The organism is Paenibacillus glycanilyticus, from assembly GCF_023715145.1.
In the GTDB taxonomy this organism is placed as follows: domain Bacteria; phylum Bacillota; class Bacilli; order Paenibacillales; family Paenibacillaceae; genus Pristimantibacillus; species Pristimantibacillus glycanilyticus_A.
In genome coordinates, this window is the sequence record NZ_JAMBNP010000007.1 from 33,299 (window position 1) to 54,880 (window position 21,582).

Annotated in this window: 15 protein-coding genes; 4 read left to right on the forward strand and 11 right to left on the reverse strand. The window is 52.7% G+C overall.

The window, feature by feature from the left end:
* Positions 1 to 8 precede the first annotated feature (8 nt).
* The 3 genes from M3194_RS19440 to M3194_RS19450 form a co-directional block, all read right to left on the reverse strand.
* The gene (locus M3194_RS19440) at positions 9 to 1,337 is read right to left on the reverse strand and encodes a carbohydrate ABC transporter permease (protein WP_251655745.1); all 1,329 of its coding nucleotides are present in this window, start codon (positions 1,335 to 1,337) and stop codon (positions 9 to 11) included.
* 39 nt (positions 1,338 to 1,376) lie between these two features.
* The gene (locus tag M3194_RS19445; protein ID WP_251655746.1) at positions 1,377 to 2,285 is read right to left on the reverse strand and encodes a carbohydrate ABC transporter permease; all 909 of its coding nucleotides are present in this window, start codon (positions 2,283 to 2,285) and stop codon (positions 1,377 to 1,379) included.
* Between the two features lie 88 nt (positions 2,286 to 2,373).
* The gene (locus tag M3194_RS19450) at positions 2,374 to 3,831 is read right to left on the reverse strand and encodes an extracellular solute-binding protein (RefSeq protein ID WP_251655747.1); all 1,458 of its coding nucleotides are present in this window, start codon (positions 3,829 to 3,831) and stop codon (positions 2,374 to 2,376) included.
* Between the two features lie 206 nt (positions 3,832 to 4,037).
* On the opposite strand from M3194_RS19450, the gene M3194_RS19455 reads away from it, so the two are divergent.
* Together M3194_RS19455 and M3194_RS19460 are read left to right on the forward strand one after the other, a co-directional pair.
* Entirely contained in the window at positions 4,038 to 5,843 is a 1,806-nt protein-coding gene (locus M3194_RS19455) for a cache domain-containing sensor histidine kinase (RefSeq protein ID WP_251655748.1), read from the forward strand.
* Positions 5,844 to 5,856: 13 nt separating this feature from the next.
* Positions 5,857 to 7,449 carry an AraC family transcriptional regulator gene (locus M3194_RS19460; RefSeq protein WP_251655749.1) on the forward strand — a complete coding sequence of 531 codons (1,593 nt, stop codon included), beginning with the start codon at positions 5,857 to 5,859 and terminating at the stop codon, positions 7,447 to 7,449.
* A gap of 87 nt (positions 7,450 to 7,536) precedes the next feature.
* On the opposite strand, the gene M3194_RS19465 is transcribed toward M3194_RS19460, so the two are convergent.
* The 4 genes from M3194_RS19465 to M3194_RS19480 form a co-directional block, all read right to left on the reverse strand.
* Complete coding sequence (locus tag M3194_RS19465) at positions 7,537 to 9,186, reverse strand: alpha-amylase family glycosyl hydrolase (protein ID WP_251655750.1); 1,650 nt, start codon at positions 9,184 to 9,186, stop codon at positions 7,537 to 7,539.
* Positions 9,187 to 9,195: 9 nt separating this feature from the next.
* A complete protein-coding gene (locus M3194_RS19470; protein ID WP_251655751.1) occupies positions 9,196 to 10,044 on the reverse strand; it encodes a sugar ABC transporter permease in 849 nt (282 codons plus the stop codon).
* The gene (locus M3194_RS19475; protein ID WP_251655752.1) at positions 10,041 to 11,348 is read right to left on the reverse strand and encodes a carbohydrate ABC transporter permease; all 1,308 of its coding nucleotides are present in this window, start codon (positions 11,346 to 11,348) and stop codon (positions 10,041 to 10,043) included. Before M3194_RS19475 ends, M3194_RS19470 begins: the two co-directional genes overlap by 4 nt.
* A gap of 83 nt (positions 11,349 to 11,431) precedes the next feature.
* Positions 11,432 to 12,757 carry a sugar ABC transporter substrate-binding protein gene (locus M3194_RS19480; protein ID WP_251655753.1) on the reverse strand — a complete coding sequence of 442 codons (1,326 nt, stop codon included), beginning with the start codon at positions 12,755 to 12,757 and terminating at the stop codon, positions 11,432 to 11,434.
* Positions 12,758 to 13,205: 448 nt separating this feature from the next.
* On the opposite strand from M3194_RS19480, the gene M3194_RS19485 reads away from it, so the two are divergent.
* Positions 13,206 to 14,240: a LacI family DNA-binding transcriptional regulator gene (locus tag M3194_RS19485; RefSeq protein WP_251655754.1), complete on the forward strand. Its 1,035-nt coding sequence runs from the start codon at positions 13,206 to 13,208 to the stop codon at positions 14,238 to 14,240.
* A 59-nt stretch (positions 14,241 to 14,299) separates the two neighbouring features.
* Positions 14,300 to 14,734, forward strand: a complete 435-nt coding sequence (locus tag M3194_RS19490) for a Dps family protein (protein WP_251655755.1) — start codon at positions 14,300 to 14,302, stop codon at positions 14,732 to 14,734.
* A gap of 77 nt (positions 14,735 to 14,811) precedes the next feature.
* On the opposite strand, the gene M3194_RS19495 is transcribed toward M3194_RS19490, so the two are convergent.
* The 4 genes from M3194_RS19495 to fumC all read right to left on the reverse strand — a co-directional run bounded on the left by M3194_RS19495 (position 14,812) and on the right by fumC (position 21,429).
* The gene (locus M3194_RS19495; protein ID WP_251655756.1) at positions 14,812 to 16,317 is read right to left on the reverse strand and encodes an MDR family MFS transporter; all 1,506 of its coding nucleotides are present in this window, start codon (positions 16,315 to 16,317) and stop codon (positions 14,812 to 14,814) included.
* Between the two features lie 146 nt (positions 16,318 to 16,463).
* On the reverse strand, positions 16,464 to 17,093 hold the full coding sequence (locus M3194_RS19500) for a fumarylacetoacetate hydrolase family protein (protein WP_251655757.1): 630 nt from the start codon (positions 17,091 to 17,093) through the stop codon (positions 16,464 to 16,466).
* Positions 17,094 to 17,386: 293 nt separating this feature from the next.
* Entirely contained in the window at positions 17,387 to 19,354 is a 1,968-nt protein-coding gene (locus tag M3194_RS19505; protein ID WP_251655758.1) for an ABC-F family ATP-binding cassette domain-containing protein, read from the reverse strand.
* A 689-nt stretch (positions 19,355 to 20,043) separates the two neighbouring features.
* On the reverse strand, positions 20,044 to 21,429 hold the full coding sequence (gene fumC / locus M3194_RS19510) for a class II fumarate hydratase (RefSeq protein WP_251655759.1): 1,386 nt from the start codon (positions 21,427 to 21,429) through the stop codon (positions 20,044 to 20,046).
* Positions 21,430 to 21,582: the final 153 nt, after the last annotated feature.

Consider the following 21,582-nt stretch of genomic DNA (forward strand, 5'->3'; position numbering starts at 1 on the left):
GCGATCTCCTACCCTTTCAATCCCGTGAAAGAAACGCCTTTCTCAATCAGTTTCTGACAGGACGTAATAATGAGCATAAGCGGTATCGTAGCGATGACGAGACTCGACATAATAACGTTGGAGCCTAGGCTTCGCCGCTGCTGGAAGTCGTTCAGCGCAACCGTAAAGGTCCACACGTTCTGCGTCCGCGCGACAACAAGCGGCCATAGGAATTCATTCCATACCGCGATAAACGTCATGACCGCAACAACCGTGAAGATGGGCGCCGACATCGGCACGACAATCCGGTAGAAGATCTTCATCTCGCTTGCGCCGTCAATCCGGCCCGCTTGCAGAAGCTCGCCCGGCAGCTGCTCAAAGAATCCTTTGAACAAGAAGATCACAATCCCCCAAGCGGTATGCGGCAAAATAATCCCCCAAAGGGTGTTGACCAGATGCAGCTTATCCATCGTCAGATAGAGCGGCACGAGAATCGCAATTTCGGGAATCATGATGGTCGCGACGAAGAAAAGCGTCAGCCAGCCGCTGATGGCACCCCGCATAAGATGCGCCAGCGCGTAACCCGCTGTCCCTCCGATAATGAGCTGAAGAATAATCGTCGCGCCCGTAACAAAGACGCTGTTCAGCAAGAAGTGAGGAAAGCCGTATGATGCGGCAGTCGATTTGCTGTCGGAACTGCCGGTCATTTCCCAAAGCACGATGTAGTTGTCGAACAGGCGCTTCCAGTCGCTTATTTCATCGATGGTCTGCACCTTGCCCTTGACCACTTTTGATTCGGACAGCCATTTGTGCGCATTTGCCGCCTGCTGCGGCAGCTCCGAGGGGATCGCCGCTGCGCCTCCGTACTTGCCGCCCTCCTCCATGTAGTCAAAGGAAGTCAGCTTGCGGTCTCGAATTTTTTGCAGCTTGTTTTTCATCGTGGCATGGGTTGCGACCATCGTAGGGACAATCTCGGAGCGCCCCACCGTAAATTTGTAGGAAGGCATGGATGCTTTGTAGACGACAACGCCGTCCTTCACGCCCGTCACCTTCATCGCGCCAACCGCTTCATTCTGCATCCGTTTCCATGTGAACCAGATGGCTTCCATCGCATCAAGCTCGTAATCTTCCTTCTTCAGATCCGTGCCGTCATAATTCAGCGTTACGCTGACCGACTTTGGCACCTCCGGAACCCAGGTCGGCGGAAATTTATAGATGGTGATGTTGTCCTTCATCGATGAGCTGACCATCCAGAACAGCGGCACAATCGAGGCCAGGATAAAAAAGATAGCAACCGAATAGGAGACGATTTTCACCGATAAGGAACCCTTCTCCTTAATGCGTCCGCGTCCAGCCATGAAATGCTCCTTCCTGCTTGGCAAATTTCTTAAGAGCGATTAATCCTTGTTCGATAATTTGATCTGCAAATAGGTAATGACCGCAATAATGACAAACATAACAAACGAGATCGAACCCGCCACTCCAAACCGGAACTCCTTAAAGGAGCTGTTAAAAACAAGCATGGAGAGTGTCTTCGTGCTGCTGGCCGGGCCGCCGCCCGTCATGATATACATAGGGTCGAAGGTTAGGAAAACGCCGCAGATAAACGATATAAATTGAATGCCGATAACGAATTTGAGGCTTGGGAACACGATGGAGCGCATCCGGCGCCACGGACCGGCACCGTCGATTTTGGCCGCTTCGATGTTCTCGCTCGGAATGCCCTGCAGCGCGGAATAGTAGATCAGCATCCCCATTCCCGTCGCAAAGACGCCTGGCAGCACGATCGACCACTTGGCCATGGAAGGATCATTCAGCCAGCCGTAAGGGCCAAGTCCGATAAAATGGAGCAGGTAGTTCAATAAGCCGTAATCCGGGTTATAAAGCCACTTCCAGAGCAGGTAGCCGGCAACCGCGGGAACCGCCGTCGGCAGCAAATACAAGGACCTTAGCGTCTTGCTTGCGAACTTGATCTCGTTAAGCAGCACCGCCTGTACGATCGGCACCCAAAACGTAAGGATGAAGTAGATAAAGAAGAACGCAAAGGTATTGCGAAGTGCATTCCAGAACTCGCTCGAATGGATTAAATACTTATAGTTATCCAGCCAGACGAACTTGCCCGGCGGGTTGATGACTTTGTAATCGAAGAAGCTCATGTACACGGCTTGAAGAAGCGGATAATACTTGAACAACAGGAAACAGACAATCGCGGGAGCGACGAAAGCGATCGCTGTCCAGGAGATCTTAATCCGGGGTCTGACCCGAGCTTGTACCCGAGGCTTCCGGCCTTCTATGGCTGCTTTCAACGTTTGACGCCTCCTTTCCAAATGGCAGGCGGAGCAGCTTACGGCGTCTTCACGCCCGTTAAACAACTCCGCCTTCCTTCAAGTCCTCTTATTTCTTCACGGCTGCGTTGTATGCGTCAACAACTTCTTTTTGAGCGGCATCCTGAGCTTCCTGGAGCAGCTGCTTCGGATCGGATTTCTCGTCCGTAAGCGCCTTTTGAACGGCTTTAACGACATACGGGGTCAAGCGTTCCTTCAGGAAATACTCCAGATGCGTGTCGGAAGCCGCTTTGTTTACGGCAGCTACAAGCTCAGGAGAGATATCGCTTGCAAATTGAGAAGGATCCACGTCGGAGCGAACGGACAGCAGGTTCGGGAAGATGCCGTTGTCCTGCTGGAACTGAAGGTACTTCTCGGCCACTTCTTTCGAGTTGATGTAGGTGATATATTTCCATGCTGCGTCTTGCTTCTCTTTGGACGTCTTCGGATTAATAATCCAGTAAGCGCCGCCGATTTGTCCCGGACCTTTGCCGCCCGGACCTACCGGATAAGGCGCGAATCCAACGTCGTTCAAGTCCATGCCTTGCGCAACGTAGTCGCCAAATCCGCCGGAAGCTGCGTTGGACATCGCCGCGCGGCCCTGGAAAATATCGTTCATGTTATCCTGGTAGCTTTGGAGCACGTTGTTTTGCACGATTTTATGCGTCCACTTCAGATCCTTATAGAATTGCAGCGCGGTTACGGAAGGCTCCTCCGTAAAGGCCAATTGAACCGTGCCGTCCGGATTGACATGCGTCAGGTCGCCGCCTGCCTGCCATACATAGTACTCAAACCACCAGTCCGCCCACTCCATGCCAAGCAGCGTAATTCCGTATACCTTTTTAGCCGGGTCCGTCACCTTCTTGCCGAATTCAACAAGCTGATCCCAGTTCGCCGGAGGCGTATCGCGGTCAAGTCCCGCTTCTTCGAACATCTTCTTGTTCCAGAACAAGCCCGTTACATACATATCGTGAGGAATGCCGTATAATTTGCCGTCAATGGTGCCTGCTTCCATCGAGGAAGGAATGAATTTATCTTTGTCCGCGTAGTTATCCCAGTAAGGCGTCAGATCAAGCGCAAGACCTTGGCCAACCCAATCCGCGATGATCGGGAAGTGAGCCGAATGGTAAGCATCCGGGCCATTGCCGCCTGCCATCGCCGTTACGAATACTTCGCGGTCATTCGTGCCCTGCGGCATCAGCTCGTGCTTCACTTTAATGCCCGGGTTCGCTGCTTCGAAATCCGCGTATACCTCTTCTTTGATAGATTTCATCGTGTCGTCCGGATTCGGCTGATCCCATACCGTAAGCTCGACGATGTCGCCGCTTGATGCCGTATTCTCCGCCGCTCTTTCCGCATTATCCGTTCCGTTATTGGTTGCCGCATTCGTGCTCGAAGAGTCATTCGTTGCTTCAGAAACGTTTGTCGTGTTGTTGTTATTACCGCCACCGCAAGCTGATACCATTAGCATTAAGACAAGAACAATGACCAAACTTGACCAAGCTCTCAACCGCTGACTGTTCTTCAATTGAATGCCCCCCCGAATGGATATCTGATTCATAAATCCAGTATAGGCCTAAATTGGTAGCGCTTTCTATGTAATATCTTAACCTCCTGTTAGCAATATTTTAAGCAACTATGGAATCTGGACTCTCCTAGGAAAAGGAAAATAGCCAAAGCTATCGAATACATTCGGAGTAAGCGGTTACAGATGTGTTAGGGGGTAGCTTGAACATGTGGTCTCGTTTCCTTAACCTGAACATGCAGTTCCGCAACAAGATGATTCTCTCCTTCTTCATCGTCATCAGTCTTACGGCGATTATTATGGGCTACTCCTACTATCGCATGATGAGCCGCGAGCTCGAAGCCTCCACGCTGCAGGGCCTGGAGAGGATGACCACCCAATCGGTCGATACGCTGGATCTTCATTTCAAGACGGTCTCGAATATAGGCTACAGCTATTTCAGCGATACCTCCCTGCAGAAGTTTCTCGATGGCCCTCCCAATACCGACAATGAACAATATTACCGCAACCGGATTATCTCTAATAAGCTGCAAAATCCTCTCGTTTCGTTCATTTCCATCACCCGCCTGGACGGTCAGCAAATTTCGAGCTACTACTATTACAACCGAAGCGTCAAGTCCCTTCTGGACGAGGAGCAGGCGAACTTGTTCGATAAAGCGCACCAAATGGACGGCACCCCCTTCTGGACCGTCTCGCACACGACCATCAGCACAACCGTTACTCCGGTCAAATCAATCAGCTACATTCAACTGCTCAAGCGCATTACGATGAATGAGCAGCATCCAATCGGCTACATAAAGATCGATATCGACCCCGGCGTGCTGGACAAAATTTTCCCGGAGCCGCAGAAGAACGATGCCGGCAAGTACTATATCGCGGACCGCTCCGGCCATATTATTTTTGCGCAGAACAAGGCAGACATCGGCAAATCCATTGCGGGCAGCCCCTTGTTCGCGGCATACAAAAAGGCGCCAAGATCAAGCGATTACGTGAACTTCCGCTACGAAAATCACAATAAAGCGTATATCGGCTTCTACGAACGGCTGGATGCCGGCGACTGGATCGTGATAGGCAACATTCCGCTCGATCAAGTGCTAAGCAGGGTGAACTCCTTCCGCCATACGCTTATCGTTATCGCCATAATCAGCTTTCTTGCCGCGATGCTAATTGCTTCTCTTATTGCCGCTGGCGTCACCCGTCCGCTGAAAGAGCTGAACAAGAAGATGAAGCAGGTGGAAATGGGGGATTTCGGGGCGACGATCGAGGTAAAGGGCAAGGACGAATTGTCTACCATCCAGCACAGCTTCAATAAGATGACAGCCGAGATCAGCACGTTAATCTCCAAAGTCTACGAGACGGAGCTGCTTAAAAAAGAAGCCGAGATCAAAGCGCTGCAAACGCAGATCAACCCTCACTTCCTCTACAATACGTTAAGCACGATCGACAGCATTTCCTCAATCGACGGGGACGAGCGGGTCTCTTTTATATGTATCGCGCTCGGGAATATGCTCCGCTACAACTTGAACGGCGGAAGCCTCGCAACCGTGCAGGAGGAGATTACTCACCTGAATCAATATTTGTCCATCTATCAAATCCGATTCGCCAATCTGTTCGCTTACGAGATCCAAGTGGAGCCCGGCATCGAAGACGTCATTTTGCCGAAGTTTCTCATCCAGCCTTTGGTCGAAAATGCCATTATTCATGGCTTGGAGCAGAAAGTCGGCAAAAAGACGGTGCGCGTCACCCTTGGCAGCTTGGACGAAAACTCCTTAAAAATCATGATTGAGGATAACGGGGTCGGCATGGATCCTGCCATGATCGAGCTCTTTCACCGCAGATTGAACAACTCGAACGACATCGTGTCCAGGCAATCCTCGCCCCGAACCATGATTGGACTAGCGAACGTATTCAAACGCATTCAATTGTTCTATGAAAGCAGCCCGCGGGTTGAAATCTACAGCCAGCCGGGTGCCGGAACAAAGATTTATTTCGAGCTGCCGAAACGAACTGCATAAGGAGACGAGTCGGATGAAGGTACTCATCGTGGAGGACGAGCCGCTCCTGCGGGAAGGCTTGATTCGCAAAATCGATTGGAAGACGCTTGGCCTTACGCTTGCCGGAGAAGCAGGCGACGGGTTCGAAGCCATGTCTCAGCTCGTGGCCTGCCAGCCCGATATCGTCCTAACGGACGTAAGAATGCCCGGCATGGACGGGCTTCAATTCATTAACCAGGCTCGGGTCCTCTTCCCGAACGCGAAATTCGTCATCATTAGCGGCTTCAATGAATTCGAATATGTTCGAGAGGCGCTGCTGTATCACGTGAAAGACTACTTGCTGAAGCCCATCGACAAAGAAAAGCTGCATGTGCTGCTTGCCGGCTTGGTAGAGGAGCTGCGGACAGAGCGGCAGCAGGAAGCGGATCTTTCCAAGCTGACCGCGCTGGACGAAATGATCCGCCAGAGCCATTTGCAGCCGCTGGATTTTCAGCTTACGCATCTGATTACGGAGCAGGATACCCACTTGGACGGGCTCCCCTTTGAGCTCGTGTGCGGCAGCTCATTCGCGGGCGTATCCGTGCGTATCGTCTACCTCAACGAAAGCTCCCGCTTCAAGGAGAATGAAGAACCGCTCGCCCGGTTCGCCGTTCAGAACAGTATTGAAAATGCGCTTGCCGCGCTCCCGGTTGCATTCGTCGCGTTCAAGCACGCTTACCACTCGGAGGAGATTGTTGTCTTCCTCGCGACTCAACGAAGCACCCTCGAATTGGGAAGCATTGTAGAAACGTTAACGCAGACGGTTGGTTGGATTCGCCAGCATCTGGGGTTAATCGTATCCATCGGCGTCGGCGGCGTGAAGGGAGAGTTGACGCTGCTTAGGCTCTCCTGCATGGAAGCGAGGAAGGCGCTTCAGAACCGGCTGCTATTCGGAGGCGGCAACGTGTATACGGATGCGGTCGGCCATTCGCCCGCAGCGGTTGTATTTCCGCTTCTACATCAAGCGGAGCGCGGCTTAACCGCCTTGCTGGCGGATGGACAGCACCGAGAGTTTCTGGAATATGCCTCCGAGCTGTTCCATACCCTTGCGGAGTCGCCTGAAGCACGGTATGAACACGTGGAATATCTGTACACCGAGATTATTCATATCCTCCGCAAACACGCCGCCAAGACATCCTTCGAGCTGCCGAACTGGAATCTCGGCACGCCTATCGCGAGCCTTGAGAGCTTCACGGACTGGAGAGACATCATTTCGATTATCGAACAGCAGCTTCACCGGCTGAGCAGCGTCCTCGATTGCGGCGCCGAACGCTCCTGCGACGATATTATCGAAAGCGTGCAGCAATACGTTCGGCAGCATTATAACGAAGAATTATCGCTGCAATGGGTCAGCGACAAATACTATATCCATCCCAACTATTTCTCGAAGCGGTTTAAGCACATTGTTGGCATCAGCTACAATGACTATGTAACGCGGGTGCGCATCGATCGTTCGAAGGAGCTGCTGAAGACAACAACGCTGAAGATCGCGCGTATCTCGCAGCTTGTCGGATACGAGGATCAAAGCTACTTCTGCAACGTGTTCAAAAAAGTGACGGGCGTGAGTCCCTCGGCATACCGGACATGAATGGCAGCTTGAATCTCGCTGCAGCTGGCCATTTGTTCAGCCATAGATCTATAACAAAAAATCCGGCGCCTCAGGCACCGGATTCATCTATTGCAATATTACGCTGCTGTATGGCGGCAGCGTTACGACGCCGCCGCTTAGCTCGGCTTCGTTGTTGCTCTTGCGGCTCAGCGTCGCGAATGAGCCGTAATTGCCGCCTCCGGCCAGCTCCGCCTTTTGCGGCTGGCCGGACAAATTGTGCAGGACGAGCACGCGCGCTCCTGCCGTCATGCGAATATACGCGGATACTTGCGGAACCGCGGTCTTCAAGCTGTACGCGGCGATACCGCCATCGCGCAAAGCCGGTTCTTCGCTGCGCCAATGGAGCAGCATCCGGTACCAGGCAAGCAGCGACTGGTCATCCTTCTGCTGTGCCTCAACCGATCCCGCAGAGCCTTCCGTATTGTATTTAGCCTTCTCCCACTTGGTCTGGCCCTCCCCTCCCGCGGGGTCAGCATACCAGACCATCGGTTCGCGCAAATACTCATCCGGCTTGGCGCCGGCCATGCCAATCTCTTCGCCGTAATAGATAAACGGGTTACCCGGCAGTGTCAGCAGCATAGCCGCTGCCATCTTGGCATGCTGGACATTGCCATGCAATGCGGTCATTACCCGCGTCTGGTCATGATTGCTCAGGAATGGAGCGTCCAGATAAGCTCCACCGGAGGACTTCTCGTACAACCCATACGCTTTACTCAACGTAAACGCCAAATCCGAGTCGCGTTCCCGGTCGGCCGCGCTGATCAGCTTGCCGGCAAGATCGAAATCAAAGGCCGAATTCAACGCCTCATCCAGATAAGGAGCAATAATAACCGGCGAATCCCACACCTCGCCCACCAGATAGGCATCCGGGTTCACGCCGGTCAAACCGCTTCGGAACTCCTGGCACCATTTCTGATTGGCTCCTTGAATCTCGGCGCTATTAATGGTTGAAGAATAATCTCCATAAATATGCTTCGCGGCGTCCAAGCGGAAGCCGTCCAGCCCCTGCTCCAGCCAGTATTGGCCGATGGAGACAAGCTCTTTGCGGACTTCCGCATTGTCAAAATCCAGATCCGGCATGCCTTCCCAGAACACGCCTAAATACTTGCTTTCCCCATCTGCCGATTCATGCCACGGATGGCTGCCAACCGCCCCGTCTGCCTGAACATCGGCTTTTGCATCGGCAAAATGATACCAGCTCCGGTACGGGCTGTCCGGACCGGCTAGCGCTTCCTTGAACCACGGATGCTCCGTGCTCGTATGGTTCACGACCAAATCCATAATGACCTTGATGCCGCGCTTATGCGCTTCTTCCGTCAGCTTCTTCAAATCGTCCAGCGTGCCGTAATCCGGATTGACCGCCCGGTAATCCGTCCCATCATACCCGTGATAGCTTGGCGACGGATTAATCGGCATAAGCCATATCCCGCCAATGCCTAGCTGCTGAAGGTAATCCAGCTTCTCCGTCACGCCATTCAGATCCCCCATGCCATCACCATTGGAATCATAAAAGGATCGGACGAAAATCTCATAATAGACGGTACCCGGCTGTTCATCCACGTTCGCTTCAGCCGTGTGAACTGTCGCCGCTGCTTGCGGTGCAGGCGATGTCTTCTCTTGGGCAACGGCCTCCCGATCATTCGCCGAGCATCCCGCAAGCGCCATTGTTAATGCAACGGCAGCCGCAGCGCGGACGAGCCATTTTCCACCTGCCATAACAGCCCCTTACCCTTTCGAAGCGCCTGCCGTAAGCCCTTGAACAAGGAACTTCTGCAGGAAGACGAACAAGAGAGTAATCGGAACCGCGATCAGTACCGCACCTGCGGCGAACATCGTAAAGTTGGAGTTCTGATACGAGCTGACCAGATCCCACATGCCGACGGCAAGCGTCCAATTCTCCTTCGAACGCAGCACCAGACGGGCGAAAATAAAGTCAACCCAAGCTCCGGCAAACGTCGTTAACGCCACATAGATCAGAATCGGACGAGCAAGCGGCAGCATAATGCGGTAGAAAATCTGAAGATGATTCGCGCCGTCAATCCGGGCCGATTCGTCCAGGCTGCGCGGAATCGTATCAAAGAACCCTTTTATAACAAACCCGTTCATCAATACCGAACCCGCGGAATAAACGATGATAATCGCCGCATGGGTGTCGAGCAGGTTAAGCTGGAGCAGGAAAATATAGACCGGCACCAGGCTCATAAAGCCAGGGAACATGCCGAGGACAAGCAGCGTTGTCAGAAGGGTTTTCCGCCCCTTGAACCGGAAGCGCGACAGCGCGTACATGCTCATCGTCGACAGAATCGTCGAGAAAATCATCGACAGAACGGCAATCTTCAGCGTATTCAGATACCAGCGTCCATAGAGGAAGACCTTCGACTGGAACAGCTCGGTATAGTGAGACAACGTAAAGGACTTCGGAATAAACGAATCGCTGTAGAGCGAAGTGCCGGGCCGGAACGAGGACAGCAGCACCCAAAGAGCAGGATACAGACAGCCTATCGCAATAACGGTCAACACTACGTAGCTGAGCGTCAGCCGGATAAAGCGGCTTTTCGATTGACCAACCTTCATTGGATCATATCCTCCTCTTTGAACGATTTCGTACGGCGGTAGTTAATGATGGAGAACGTTGCGATAATGATGAAAATAATAATGCCAATTGCCGAAGCCATATTGAACTGGCTGTTGTTCAGCGTCAGTTTGTACAGCCAGGTCACAAGCAGGTCCGTGCTTCCCGCATATTGATACTCGCCGTTCAGCGGTTCGCCGTTCGTCAGCAGGAAGATCAGGTTGAAGTTATTGATGTTGCCCGCGAACTGCGTGATCAGAATCGGCGCCGTCGCAAACAGGACAAACGGCAGCGTAACGATGCGGAATTTCTGATAGCCGGAGGCTCCGTCCACGTCCGCAGCTTCATAGAGGTCCTTCGGAATCGCGGTGAGAACGCCAAGAATAAGCACCATCGATACGGGAATGCCTACCCACATATTCACGAGAATAGCCGTCGCTTTCGCCCATGTCGGATCGGTCAGCCAAGGCAGCTTGCCAAAGCCGAAGTAAGACAGGTATTGGTTGACAGGGCCAAACTGGCCGTTAAACAAATTGCGCATCACAAGCAGCGAGATCAGCTGCGGGATCGCGTAAGGCAGAATGAACAGCGTCCGCCACAGCTTTTTAAACTTAACATCCTTCTGTTCAATAAGCAGAGCAACAAGCAAGCCGCCGAAATAGCAGGTTGCGGTCGCCAGCACGGCCCAAATAATCGTCCACGTGAACACGCCAAAAAACGTTCTGCTCCAGGACTTAAGCGTCAGCAGATCCTTAAAGGTGTTGAAGCCCACCCAGTCGACCAGCTTCGCCGGGGGAATATGTTGAGGCAATGAGTAGTTCGTGAAGGAAAGCAGGATCATGAAGACAATCGGCATAATCGTGAGGAACAAAACGCCTAAGCCCGGTATGGTCAGCAGCAAATGCGGGAATTTGCGGTCCCACACATAGCTGATGGACTCCCGGAAGTTTGCAGCCTTGCCTCCCTGATCTCTTGTCGTCCCCGTACGGTACGCATCGCGGATATTCATCAAGTAAATGGCGATAAACAACGCCAGGATCAAAACCGTAATTAATCCGTTAATCATCAGGAAGATCGAATGATCCCCTTTGACCGTCTGATAAATCTTGCCTACCTTGACCATCTTGGATGGTGCGTCCCCAAGCGTCCAAATTCCCCAAAGATCATGCACAAGACGCGGAATAAAATAACCAAGCGCCGCCGCTTCCGTTAAGAGCAGCAGAATGCCTTTCATATATTGCCGGTTGTACAGCTGGCCTAGCCCCATAGATATGGCGGACAAAATAGCACTGCGACGACCATTCATACCCGTGTACTCCTTCCATGGCCTTACGCCCGCCGAACAACTGCTTTCGGCGGGCGAGCCATCTGTCTCTTATTTCGCTAAGATTATTTCGTCGTGCCTTTTGCCGCCTCTTGCACTTGCGTTACCGCGTTGTCGAGAGCTGCCTTCGGATCCTTGTTCTCGTTCCAGATGTCCGCGAGAGCCGCGCCGATTGGATCCCATACGCTGCCCATCTCCGGAATGGAAGGCATAGCCTGCGAGTTGACGAATTGCGCCGCAAAGCCGCTCGAGATTTCATCCGCTTTGAACGTTGGATCTTCCATCGCTTCTTTGTTCGCCGGAATGGAGCCCGTCAGGGAGTAGTCCTTCAACTGGCCGGCCTTCGAAGAAATGAAGTTCGCAAACAGGCGCGATGCATTCGGATACTTCGTGAACGAGTTAACATACCAAGCTTTTACGCCGGAGAACGACACCGCCGGTTTGCCGTTGATCGTCGGGATTGGAGCTACGCCAAAGTTGATGCCCAGGTTCTTGAAGTCGCCGACCTTCCAAGGACCCGTAATCGTCATCGCAAGCGATTTGTCCGCGAATTTGCCTTGGATAATGTCCGCGGAAGCATCGCCGGATTTGATCGGCAGAATCTGCTTCAGGGATTGGAAGTACTTCAGGCCTTCCACCGCGCCGTCGTTGTTCAGACCGATATCGGCCTTGTTTGTGCCGTTCTCGCCAAACACGTAACCGCCCGTGGATGCGAAGAAGATGTAGTTGAAGTAGAAGTTGCCCATTTCCCACATGAGGGCGTATTTATTTTTAGCGGGATCATTGAATGTTTTCGAGAAGGTAACGATGTCGTCGAACGATGCGGGAGGTGTCTGTACCAGGTCTTTGTTATAGAAGAGCGCGTACGTCTCAACCGAACGAGGGTAGCCGTACAGGATACCCTCCGAGGTTACCGCGTTAACCGCAGCTTCCGCATTTGCCGTTTTGGTGTCTTCTTCAAAGAAATCGTTAGGAAGAATAAGTCCGGCCGCTACCGCTTGACCAAGGTTGTCATGCGGGAACGTTACAACGTCCGCGCCGATACCGGCAGGACCGTCTGTCGTCAGCTTTTTCACTTGGTCCGGCGATTCTACCTCTTCGATTTTGACCGGAATGTTGTATTGCGCCGTAAATTCCTTCGCCATTTCTTCCACAAAGCCGCGTTCGTTCTTCGAATCCCAAACCGTTAGCGTTGCGCCTTCCTCCGGAACAATGGCCTCTTCCGCCGGTGCTTCGCTTGCACCCGCATTGCCGTTGCCCGCAGAAGCTTCTTCTGTAGCGGCAGGAGCATTGGTTGCCCCAGAATTGCCATTGTTATTGTTGCCGCCGCCTCCGCAGGCCGACACGATGAACAATGCCGTGATCATCGTCGTTACAAACCACTTTTTCATTCTTAAAGATCCCCTTCCGTATTATATGACTTGGATATGGCACCGCCCGATCATGCCCGTTTCCCGTGCCTGCACTTGAACGGAAGCGGTTATGCCGCTTTATGTCGTTTTGTGCAAACGTTTGTGCAATCGGCCGCGGAAAATCAAGGGCTTACATCGTTTTCACTTGTTTTTGGCCTTTTTTACGCCAATAGTCGCCATGAAAGCGTTATATCCATGAATTCATCATACAACAGCCCGAGCAGTTTGTTAAAACGTTTGCACAGATGATCTGCCCAAGTAATTTCAGGGTTCTCTCTCGTTTTCTTTATTTTACTCATATTTACCCAATATTTCATCGATTGCTTAACAAAGTTCCTAACTGCCAGTTTACTTTAAACTGCCGTTCAAGTAACATGTAGGCATAGAGTTCAAACGATTGCATAACAGTAAGGGGATCACGATAACGATGGTAACCATTAAAGATATTGCGAAAGCTGCAGGCGTTTCCCCTTCGACCGTGTCGAGGGTGGTATCCAATCATCCCCGGATCAGCAAGGAGACCTCAACCAAGGTCAAAAAGATTATGGAGGAAATGGGCTATCATCCAAACGTCATGGCCAAAAGCCTCGTCTCCAAGACAACCAAGACGTTAGCCATCATGCTCCCCCGCCCTGCGGAAGAGCTGTTCCAGGACTTCTTTTTCGGAGAATTGCTTAGAGGAATACTGACCCACTCGACAAGAGCGGGCTACGATATGCTGTTAACCACGGCAACAAGCGCGCAGGACGAGACCGAAACGATCTCCCGCCTCGTCTTTGGCAGACGGGTAGACGGCGTTATTTTGCTGTCCGCGCGGGTCAATGACCCGCTTATCCGCTATTTGAACGAGCAGGATTTCCCAAGCATTCTGATCGGCCGGGCCAGCGAGGAACAAAGCCGAATGATGACGGTCAATAACGATAACGTGCAGGCCGCATATGATGCTACCCATCACTTAATCAAGCAAGGCCATGCCCGAATCGGCTTTGTGAGCGGACCAACCAACCTGACCGTATCTCATGACCGGATGGAAGGCTATAAGAAGGCGATGCGCGAGGCAGGACTTGCGATGCAATCGGAATGGATTGTTGAAGGCGAATTCCTGCAGGAGAGCGGCTTCCGGGCGATGTCATTCATGATGGGTCTGCCCGAGCGGCCGACTGGGCTTGTCGTTATCGATGATGTTGTTGCCTTTGGCGTGCTTCGCGGATTAACCGAGCTTGGCTATAAGGTGCCCGATGATATCAGTCTGGTCAGCTTCAACAATATTGCGTTGTCCGAGCTCGCGACGCCGCCAATCAGCTCGGTGGATATCGGCACGTATCAGCTTGGCTACACCGCATCCCAAATGTTGATCCGGCTTATTCAAGGCGAGCCCATCCATCAGTCGAATGTCATAATTCCGCACCGGCTGATCGTACGCGAATCCTCCGTTCGGCTGGCCGTTAACCGAGGCTTCTAAGCCGTATGCAAAGCCTTTCCTTCGCGCACACTATAGCCTAGGAAAGGACTGAGGAACCGATGACACAAACCAATGACGTTCTCAATAAACAAATCGCCAATTGGAGCGTCCTGTACATTAAACTGCACAACTATCACTGGTATGTAAAAGGAACGCAATTTTTCACGCTGCACGTGAAGTTTCAGGAGTTCTACGAGGAGGCGGCTCTCCATGTCGATGAGCTTGCCGAGCGGCTTCTGGCTTTAAAAGGCGCCCCGGTTGCTACGATGGCGGAATACCTCCAAATCGCCAGCATCAAGGAAGCCTCCGGCAGCGAGTCCGCCCATCAAATGGTCGAGACGTTGATCAGCGACTTTAGCATCGTAATTGGCGAGGTTAAGGAAGGCATGGAGGTTGCGCAAAGCGCCGGCGACGAGACAACCGCCGACATGCTGCTGGCGATCCATACCACGCTCGAGAAGCATGTCTGGATGCTGACCGCGTTTAATGCTTGATTAGATTTCCCGAAAAAAGCAACACCCCCGCATAAGCCCTAGGCTTTCTGCGGGGGTGTTTTTTCAAATTCAATACGTTAAGCAACCGTTTTTCCGGCCGTTTCTTGTTCCTCGCGTTTCGTGAGTACTTCCTTCTTCAGGAACCAGGTGATTACAAAGGATACGACCGCGAACCCAAGCGCTATAGCGAAGATATGATCGAAGGAATGGGCAAATACCGTTTGGATCTTCAGAACGAGATCGGACGGCAACCCGGCCGGAATCCCGCCTGTTTTTATCGAATCTACCGTTCCCGGGTCCATTCCGCCCGACAAGCTGTTTATGCCGTCTTTAATGCTCTTGGCGAGGACGCTGCCGAATACGCTCAGACCAACCGTAGCGCCAAGGGACTGGAACAGCTGCACCGTGCCAAGCGCTACGCCGCTATGCTCTTTCTCTACGGACTCCTGAACGATCAGGTTATCACCGCCAAACAACGCTCCAATGCCTAATCCCATCACAAAGAAGGCAATAATTACAAACAGCGGAGTTGTGCTTACGGCAAGCTGCGTGAGCATGAATATTCCGACAAGCGGCAACACGAAGCAAGTAATAAACAGGTTGCGATAAGCTACGCGGGTAATTAAAAACCCGTTTACAATGCTGGACGGGATAGCACCGGCCATAAAGGCGAACATCAGATAGCCCGCTTCCGTTGGCGTAAGTCCCATCACATTTTGCGCGAAGAACGGGAAGGTTGCGATTCCGCCCATAAGCCCAAGCATTAACGTAAAGACAAGAAGCGATAAGACAACGACATTCCGGTTGCGGAACAGATGCAGCGGAATGATCGGCTCCTTCGCTCTTGATTCGATTCGAATAAACAAGCCGATTAGCACTGCGGATAAAGCAAGCAAGCCTATGATGATAGGGGACGACCAGCTTAATCCCTGATTATCAATCAATACAGGCGCAATTAGGAAGGACAGCAATGCGGCTACAAGCGTCCCCGCCCCTGCCCAGTCAATGGAGTGCTTCTCTTCCCCTTTGAACTCATGCAGCCCCTTGAACAAGAAGGCCACCGCGATAACCGCTACGGGAATATTAATCAGGAACAACCAATGCCAATTCAGATTGCCGACAAAATAACCTCCGATTGTCGGCCCAATCAACTGCGGCAAAATCATCAACGGCCCAATGAGGCTTTGCACCTTCGCGCGCTGCTCCAGCGGGAAGGACTCGCCGATAATCACAAGAGCAATCGGCATTAATCCGCCTGCTCCAATCCCTTGAATGCCTCTGCCGATAAGCAGCTGCGCCATCGAATCGGCGGAACCGCACACGATCGAGCCTACACAGAACAAGGCCATGCAGCTCATATATATTTTTTTCCGGCCGAATACATCCGCAAGCCTGCCCAATATCGGCATCGCAATGGTCATAGCCAGCATGTACACGCCCGCTACCCAGCCGTACAGCGATAAGCCATGAAGTTCTCGTATGATCGTTGGCATCGCTGTAGAAACGACCGTCTCATCCATCTCGGCAAATATAAGGCCAAGCAGCAGGCCGATCAGGATAAGCGTTTTATTGTTTTTATTCACATCCAGCACCTCTCCACTTCGTTTATCTGGAATCATCTTACCCGCCGAATTTAAACGGAATTTAAACCGGAGGGGATGAGGATGCAAAAAAAGACTGCCGACACTTTCTCGGGCAGTCTAGTCTGTTAGCTCTTCATGTATGCTGCTTATACAAGCTTTATTGTGCAGCTTGCTGCTTTTTCCCCATTCCACAGCGCTTCAAGCACGTCGCCGTCATGCAGGGCGGCCACGCCGGCAGGCGTACCCGTAAAGATAATGTCGCCTTCGCCAAGTCCGTAACGCGAATCGATATGGCGCACCAGCTCGGAGATGCTGAACAGCATATCCTTCGAGTTGCCAAGCTGTGCCTGCTCGCCGTTGCGAATAAGGGCGAAATCAAACGCCTTCAGACCTTCCTCGCCCGGGTAAGCCATCCATTCGCCAAGCGGCGCGGAGGATTTGAAGCCTTTGGCATCGAGCCACGGCTGACCTTTTGCCTTCAGCTTGCTTTGCACGTCACGAAGGGTAAGATCAAGCCCAAGCGCAAGCCCGTCAATAATCTCGTCCGGCGACATGCCCGGTTCAAGAGGGCGTGCAATGCGAAGCACAAGCTCCAGCTCGAAATGCACTTCTCCCCGTCCGCCTGGAATTTCCACGGCATTGCCGTTCATCGGCACGACAGCATGAGAAGGCTTCGTGAAGACGAGCGGCTCCTCCGGTACCTCGTTGCCTAGCTCAAGCGCGTGCAGCCGGTAATTCCGGCCGATGCAGTAGATGTTTCGAATGTTGTTTGTCATATGAAGTCCTCCCAAAAAGAATTGTCACCACAAACAGCCTGAACTAGGCTGTTCGTGATGATTCTTGCTTCGAAAGCATAAGCCTAAAGAATTGTCACCACAAACAGCCTAAACAAGGCTGTTCGTGATGATTCTTGCTTCGAAAGCATAAACCTAAAGAATGGTCACCACAAACAGCCTGAACTAGGCTGTTCGTGATGATTCTTGCTTCGAAAGCGTAAACCTAAAGAATGGTCACCACAAACAGCCTAAACAAGGCTGTTCGTGATGATTCTTGCTTCGAAAGCGTAAAACTAGCCTTTCTTCTGCGCTGCGATCTTCTCGGCAAGCTCGTTAAGCTCCGTCCAGCGATCCATCAGCTCTTCCAGCTTCGTCTCCAGTTGCTGCTGCTCATCAACCAGCTGCTGCAGCAGGGCAGAATCGCTGCCGGCATTGTTCATGCGCTCCGTAACGGAGGCCAGCTGCTCTTCGGCTTTTTCGATCCAGCCATCAATCTGCTCGTAATCCTTCTGATCCTTATACGACATACGCGTAACACGCTCACCGGATGGTTTGCTTCCGCTGTCGGCGGCCGGGTTATCCGCTCCTGCCGCCGGTTTGGCTGCCGCTTGCGCCGCTTTCCCTCTTCCCGCGGAAGAGCCGGCCGAATCCGAAGACCCGCCATGCTTCTCTACATACTCCTGGTATTCCGTATAGTTGCCAACATGCTGCGTAATGACGCCCTCGCCTTCAAAAGCGAAGATCTTATCTACAGTCCGGTCGAGGAAGTAACGGTCATGGGATACGATGAACACAACGCCCGGGAAGTCGTCCAGATAATCCTCCAGTACCGATAGTGTCGCAATATCCAAGTCATTGGTAGGTTCGTCGAGCAGCAATACGTTAGGCGCGTTCATCAGGACGCGAAGCAATTGCAGACGGCGCTTCTCGCCCCCGGAAAGCTTGCCGATAATGGACCACTGCATCGCCGGCGGAAAAAGGAACCGCTCGAGCATCTGGCCTGCCGAGATGGTTGTACCGTCTGCCGTACGTACCTGCTCCGCCCCTTCGCGGATATACTCGATCACGCGAAGCGTTTCGTCCATCTCTTCATGCTCCTGCGAGAACCAGCCCAGCTTAACGGTCATCCCCAGCTCAACCCTGCCTCCGTCCGGCTCCAGCCTGTGTGCAATCAGCTTCAGCAAAGTCGATTTGCCGCTGCCGTTGCGCCCAACGATGCCGACACGGTCCTCGGGAACCGCGATATAGCTGAAATCACGGATAAGCGTGCGGTCGCCAAACTGCTTGCTGACGGACTCCATCTCCACAATCTTTTTGCCGAGCCGCGTTGAAGCCACGGATACATCCATCTTGCCGGTTGATTGCTTAGGAGCTTGCGCCTTCAAATCCTCGAAGCGGTCAATCCTTGCCTTCTGCTTGGTCGTCCGGGCTTTCGCCCCGCGCCGAATCCAGGCCAGCTCGCTCCTCAGCAGATTCTGGCGCTTGTCTTCCGAAGCTGCTTCCCGCTCCTCGCGCTCCACCTTCAGCTCGAGAAACCGGCTGTAGTTCGCCTCATAGAAGAATGCCCGCCCTTTATCCAGCTCGATTACGCGGTTACTGACCCGGTCCAGGAAGTAGCGATCATGGGTAATCATAAGCAGGGCGCCTTTGCGCTTCTGCAGCATACCTTCAAGCCAGGCAACGGATTCGTTGTCAATATGGTTGGTAGGCTCGTCCAGAATAAGAATGTCCGAAGGCTGCAGCAGCGCCGCTGCCATCGCTACGCGTTTCCGCTGGCCGCCCGAGAACGTGTCTACTTTATCGTTGAAGTTCTGGATGCCCAGCCTGCCGAGCGCCGTCTTCGCTTCGCTCTCGAGCGTCCAAGCATCCAGCTCATCCATCTTCTGATTTGCTTTGATCAGCCGCTCCTGCAGCGACTCGTCGCTTGGCTTCAGCTCCAGCGCCTCAAGCGCAGCCGCGTACTCGCGAACCGCCCGCAGCTGAGGGGAATTGCCGCCAAGCACATGCTCAAGCGCCGTCTCTCCAGGCGCAAATGCCGGGTCCTGCGCCAGCATCCGGACAACTACGCGGTTGCCGATCGCGATGTTTCCGGCGTCGGCAGGCTCCAGTCCGGCGATGACCTTCAGAAACGTTGACTTCCCCGTTCCGTTAACGCCGATAATGCCAATCTTATCGCCGTCTTCGACGCCAAAGGTCACGTCCTCGAACAGCATTTTCTCGCCGTAGCTTTTGGTTATATGTTCAACTGATAATAAATGCATAAGTTACCCTACTTTACATCCAAAATGTGCAGCCGCCGCGCGGGCATCTGCCATCCGTATCATACCATATTCCGGCGCCCGCTGGCACCCGAGCCCATGCAGCATGCAAACTCACCAGTCCCGCCTCACGCCTCACGCCTCATGCTAGCAGCTTAACGATGTCGCGTATCTTTAAGCAACACTATCTGCCCCATTTCTGATGGCTTAACGATACGGCGTATCGTTAAGCCCAGTCAAAACCGTCCATTTTGCTCATTTCCCCAACTTTTCTCTCATCTTAACGATGCCGTACATCGCCAAGACCATGCACTTCCCACTATATAGTCACTTTAACGATGTCCCGCATCGTTAAGCTTAGCCCGTTGACTGCAACCAAGCTAGTTTCTGCTTTCCTGGCCAACCTTAAGGTCCTTAAAGGACCTTAAATGACCATTTCAAACGTGTCAGATTATCGTTAAGGCCCTTTAGGGAACTTAACGGCACACTTTTTCGGTGCAATTCCATCATTTCTGCTTTCCCGGCCAACCTTAAGGCCCCTAAAGGACCTTAAGCACCCAACTCATACCCCGCGGAGCAAGGTTAAGATCCCTCAGGGACCTTAACCTTCCGTTTTGCAGCCAACTGCCCGCTCTAAAAAACGCGCAAACAAAAAAAACAGGCTCCGGGACATCCGGAGCCTGCCTCATCTATTAACGCTTGCCAACCATTGCTTCCGGCTTCACGTATTCGTCGAACTGCTCCGAAGTGAGAAGGCCGCTTGCGATCGCGGATTCTTTCAGCGTCAGTCCTTTTTTGTGAGCGTTTTTCGCGATTGCCGCCGCATTCTCGTAGCCGATGTACGGATTCAGAGCCGTAACCAGCATGAGCGATTGCTCCAGGTTGCGCTTGATTACCGCTTCATTTGGCTCGATGCCAATCGCGCAGTTATCGTTGAACGAGATCATGCCGTCCGCCATCAGGGCAACGGATTGCAGGAAGTTGTAGATAATAACCGGCTTGAACACGTTAAGCTCGAAGTTGCCTTGGCTTGCGGCAAAGCCGATTGTTGCGTCGTTGCCGAACACTTGGCAAGCCGCCATCGTCAGCGCTTCGCTTTGCGTAGGGTTAACTTTGCCCGGCATGATCGAGCTGCCCGGCTCGTTCTCAGGAATCGTGATCTCGCCGATCCCGCAGCGAGGACCGCTTGCCAGCCAGCGAACGTCGTTTGCGATCTTCATCAGATCGGCCGCGAGCGCTTTTACCGCACCGTGCGCGTACACGATTTGGTCATGGCTTGTAAGCGAGTGGAATTTGTTAGGAGCGGTAATGAACGTTTTGCCCGTCAATGCGGTTACTTCAGTCGCAACTTGAACCGCAAAATCCGGATGAGCGTTCAGGCCCGTGCCAACCGCCGTACCGCCAAGCGCCAGCTCGCGCATGGTGTCTACGCTTTGGATCAGCATCGCGCGGGTTTTCTCCAGCATCGCATGCCAGCCGCTGATTTCTTGGCCAAGCGTAATTGGCGTAGCATCCTGCAGATGCGTTCTGCCGATTTTCACGATGCTGTCGAACTTCTCCATCTTCTCGACAAAGGTACCCGCCAGCACGTCGATCGCAGGGATCAGTTTGTCTTCTACGTCGATAACGCCCGCGATATGCAGGGCAGCCGGGAACGTATCGTTCGAGCTCTGGGAACGGTTTACGTCATCGTTCGGATGGATGCGCGCCGCGCTGCCGCGTTCAGCCAGAAGCTGGTTCGCACGGTGAGCAACCACTTCATTGACGTTCATGTTGGTTTGCGTGCCGCTGCCTGTCTGCCATACAACAAGCGGGAAATGCTCGTCCCATTTGCCTGCCACGATTTCGTCAACCGCTTCGCCAATCACGCCGGATTTCTCTGCGTCAATCATGCCAAGCTTCTGGTTCGCGATCGCGGCGGCTTTCTTGATAATCGCCATTGCATATACGACTTGAATCGGCATACGCTCGCCGCTAATTTTGAAGTTCTGCAGACTGCGCTGGGTTTGAGCTCCCCACATCTTGTCCGCAGCTACTTTAATCTCGCCCATTGTATCTTTCTCAATCCGGTATTCCATGCTCTTTAACGGCCTCCTTCATGTTTACATGCACATAGTACTACTTTATACAATATCACCCGGTCATTTCAATACGATTACCGCCTCATATCCATGCCGGGTCGGCATAATTCCGGTCCCCGCACGCAAAAAAACGCCCTAAGCGGGAGAATT

Excerpts from the sequence above, each read along its gene's own strand:
- M3194_RS19440 (WP_251655745.1), bottom strand. The coding sequence starts at position 1,337 with ATGGCTGGACGCGGACGCATTAAGGAGAAGGGTTCCTTATCGGTGAAA.
- M3194_RS19455 (WP_251655748.1), top strand. The coding sequence starts at position 4,038 with ATGTGGTCTCGTTTCCTTAACCTGAACATGCAGTTCCGCAACAAGATG.
- M3194_RS19460 (WP_251655749.1), top strand. The coding sequence starts at position 5,857 with ATGAAGGTACTCATCGTGGAGGACGAGCCGCTCCTGCGGGAAGGCTTG.
- M3194_RS19465 (WP_251655750.1), bottom strand. The coding sequence starts at position 9,186 with ATGGCAGGTGGAAAATGGCTCGTCCGCGCTGCGGCTGCCGTTGCATTA.
- M3194_RS19470 (WP_251655751.1), bottom strand. The coding sequence starts at position 10,044 with ATGAAGGTTGGTCAATCGAAAAGCCGCTTTATCCGGCTGACGCTCAGC.
- M3194_RS19475 (WP_251655752.1), bottom strand. The coding sequence starts at position 11,348 with ATGAATGGTCGTCGCAGTGCTATTTTGTCCGCCATATCTATGGGGCTA.
- M3194_RS19480 (WP_251655753.1), bottom strand. The coding sequence starts at position 12,757 with ATGAAAAAGTGGTTTGTAACGACGATGATCACGGCATTGTTCATCGTG.
- M3194_RS19485 (WP_251655754.1), top strand. The coding sequence starts at position 13,206 with ATGGTAACCATTAAAGATATTGCGAAAGCTGCAGGCGTTTCCCCTTCG.
- M3194_RS19490 (WP_251655755.1), top strand. The coding sequence starts at position 14,300 with ATGACACAAACCAATGACGTTCTCAATAAACAAATCGCCAATTGGAGC.
- M3194_RS19500 (WP_251655757.1), bottom strand. The coding sequence starts at position 17,093 with ATGACAAACAACATTCGAAACATCTACTGCATCGGCCGGAATTACCGG.
- M3194_RS19505 (WP_251655758.1), bottom strand. The coding sequence starts at position 19,354 with ATGCATTTATTATCAGTTGAACATATAACCAAAAGCTACGGCGAGAAA.
- fumC (WP_251655759.1), bottom strand. The coding sequence starts at position 21,429 with ATGGAATACCGGATTGAGAAAGATACAATGGGCGAGATTAAAGTAGCT.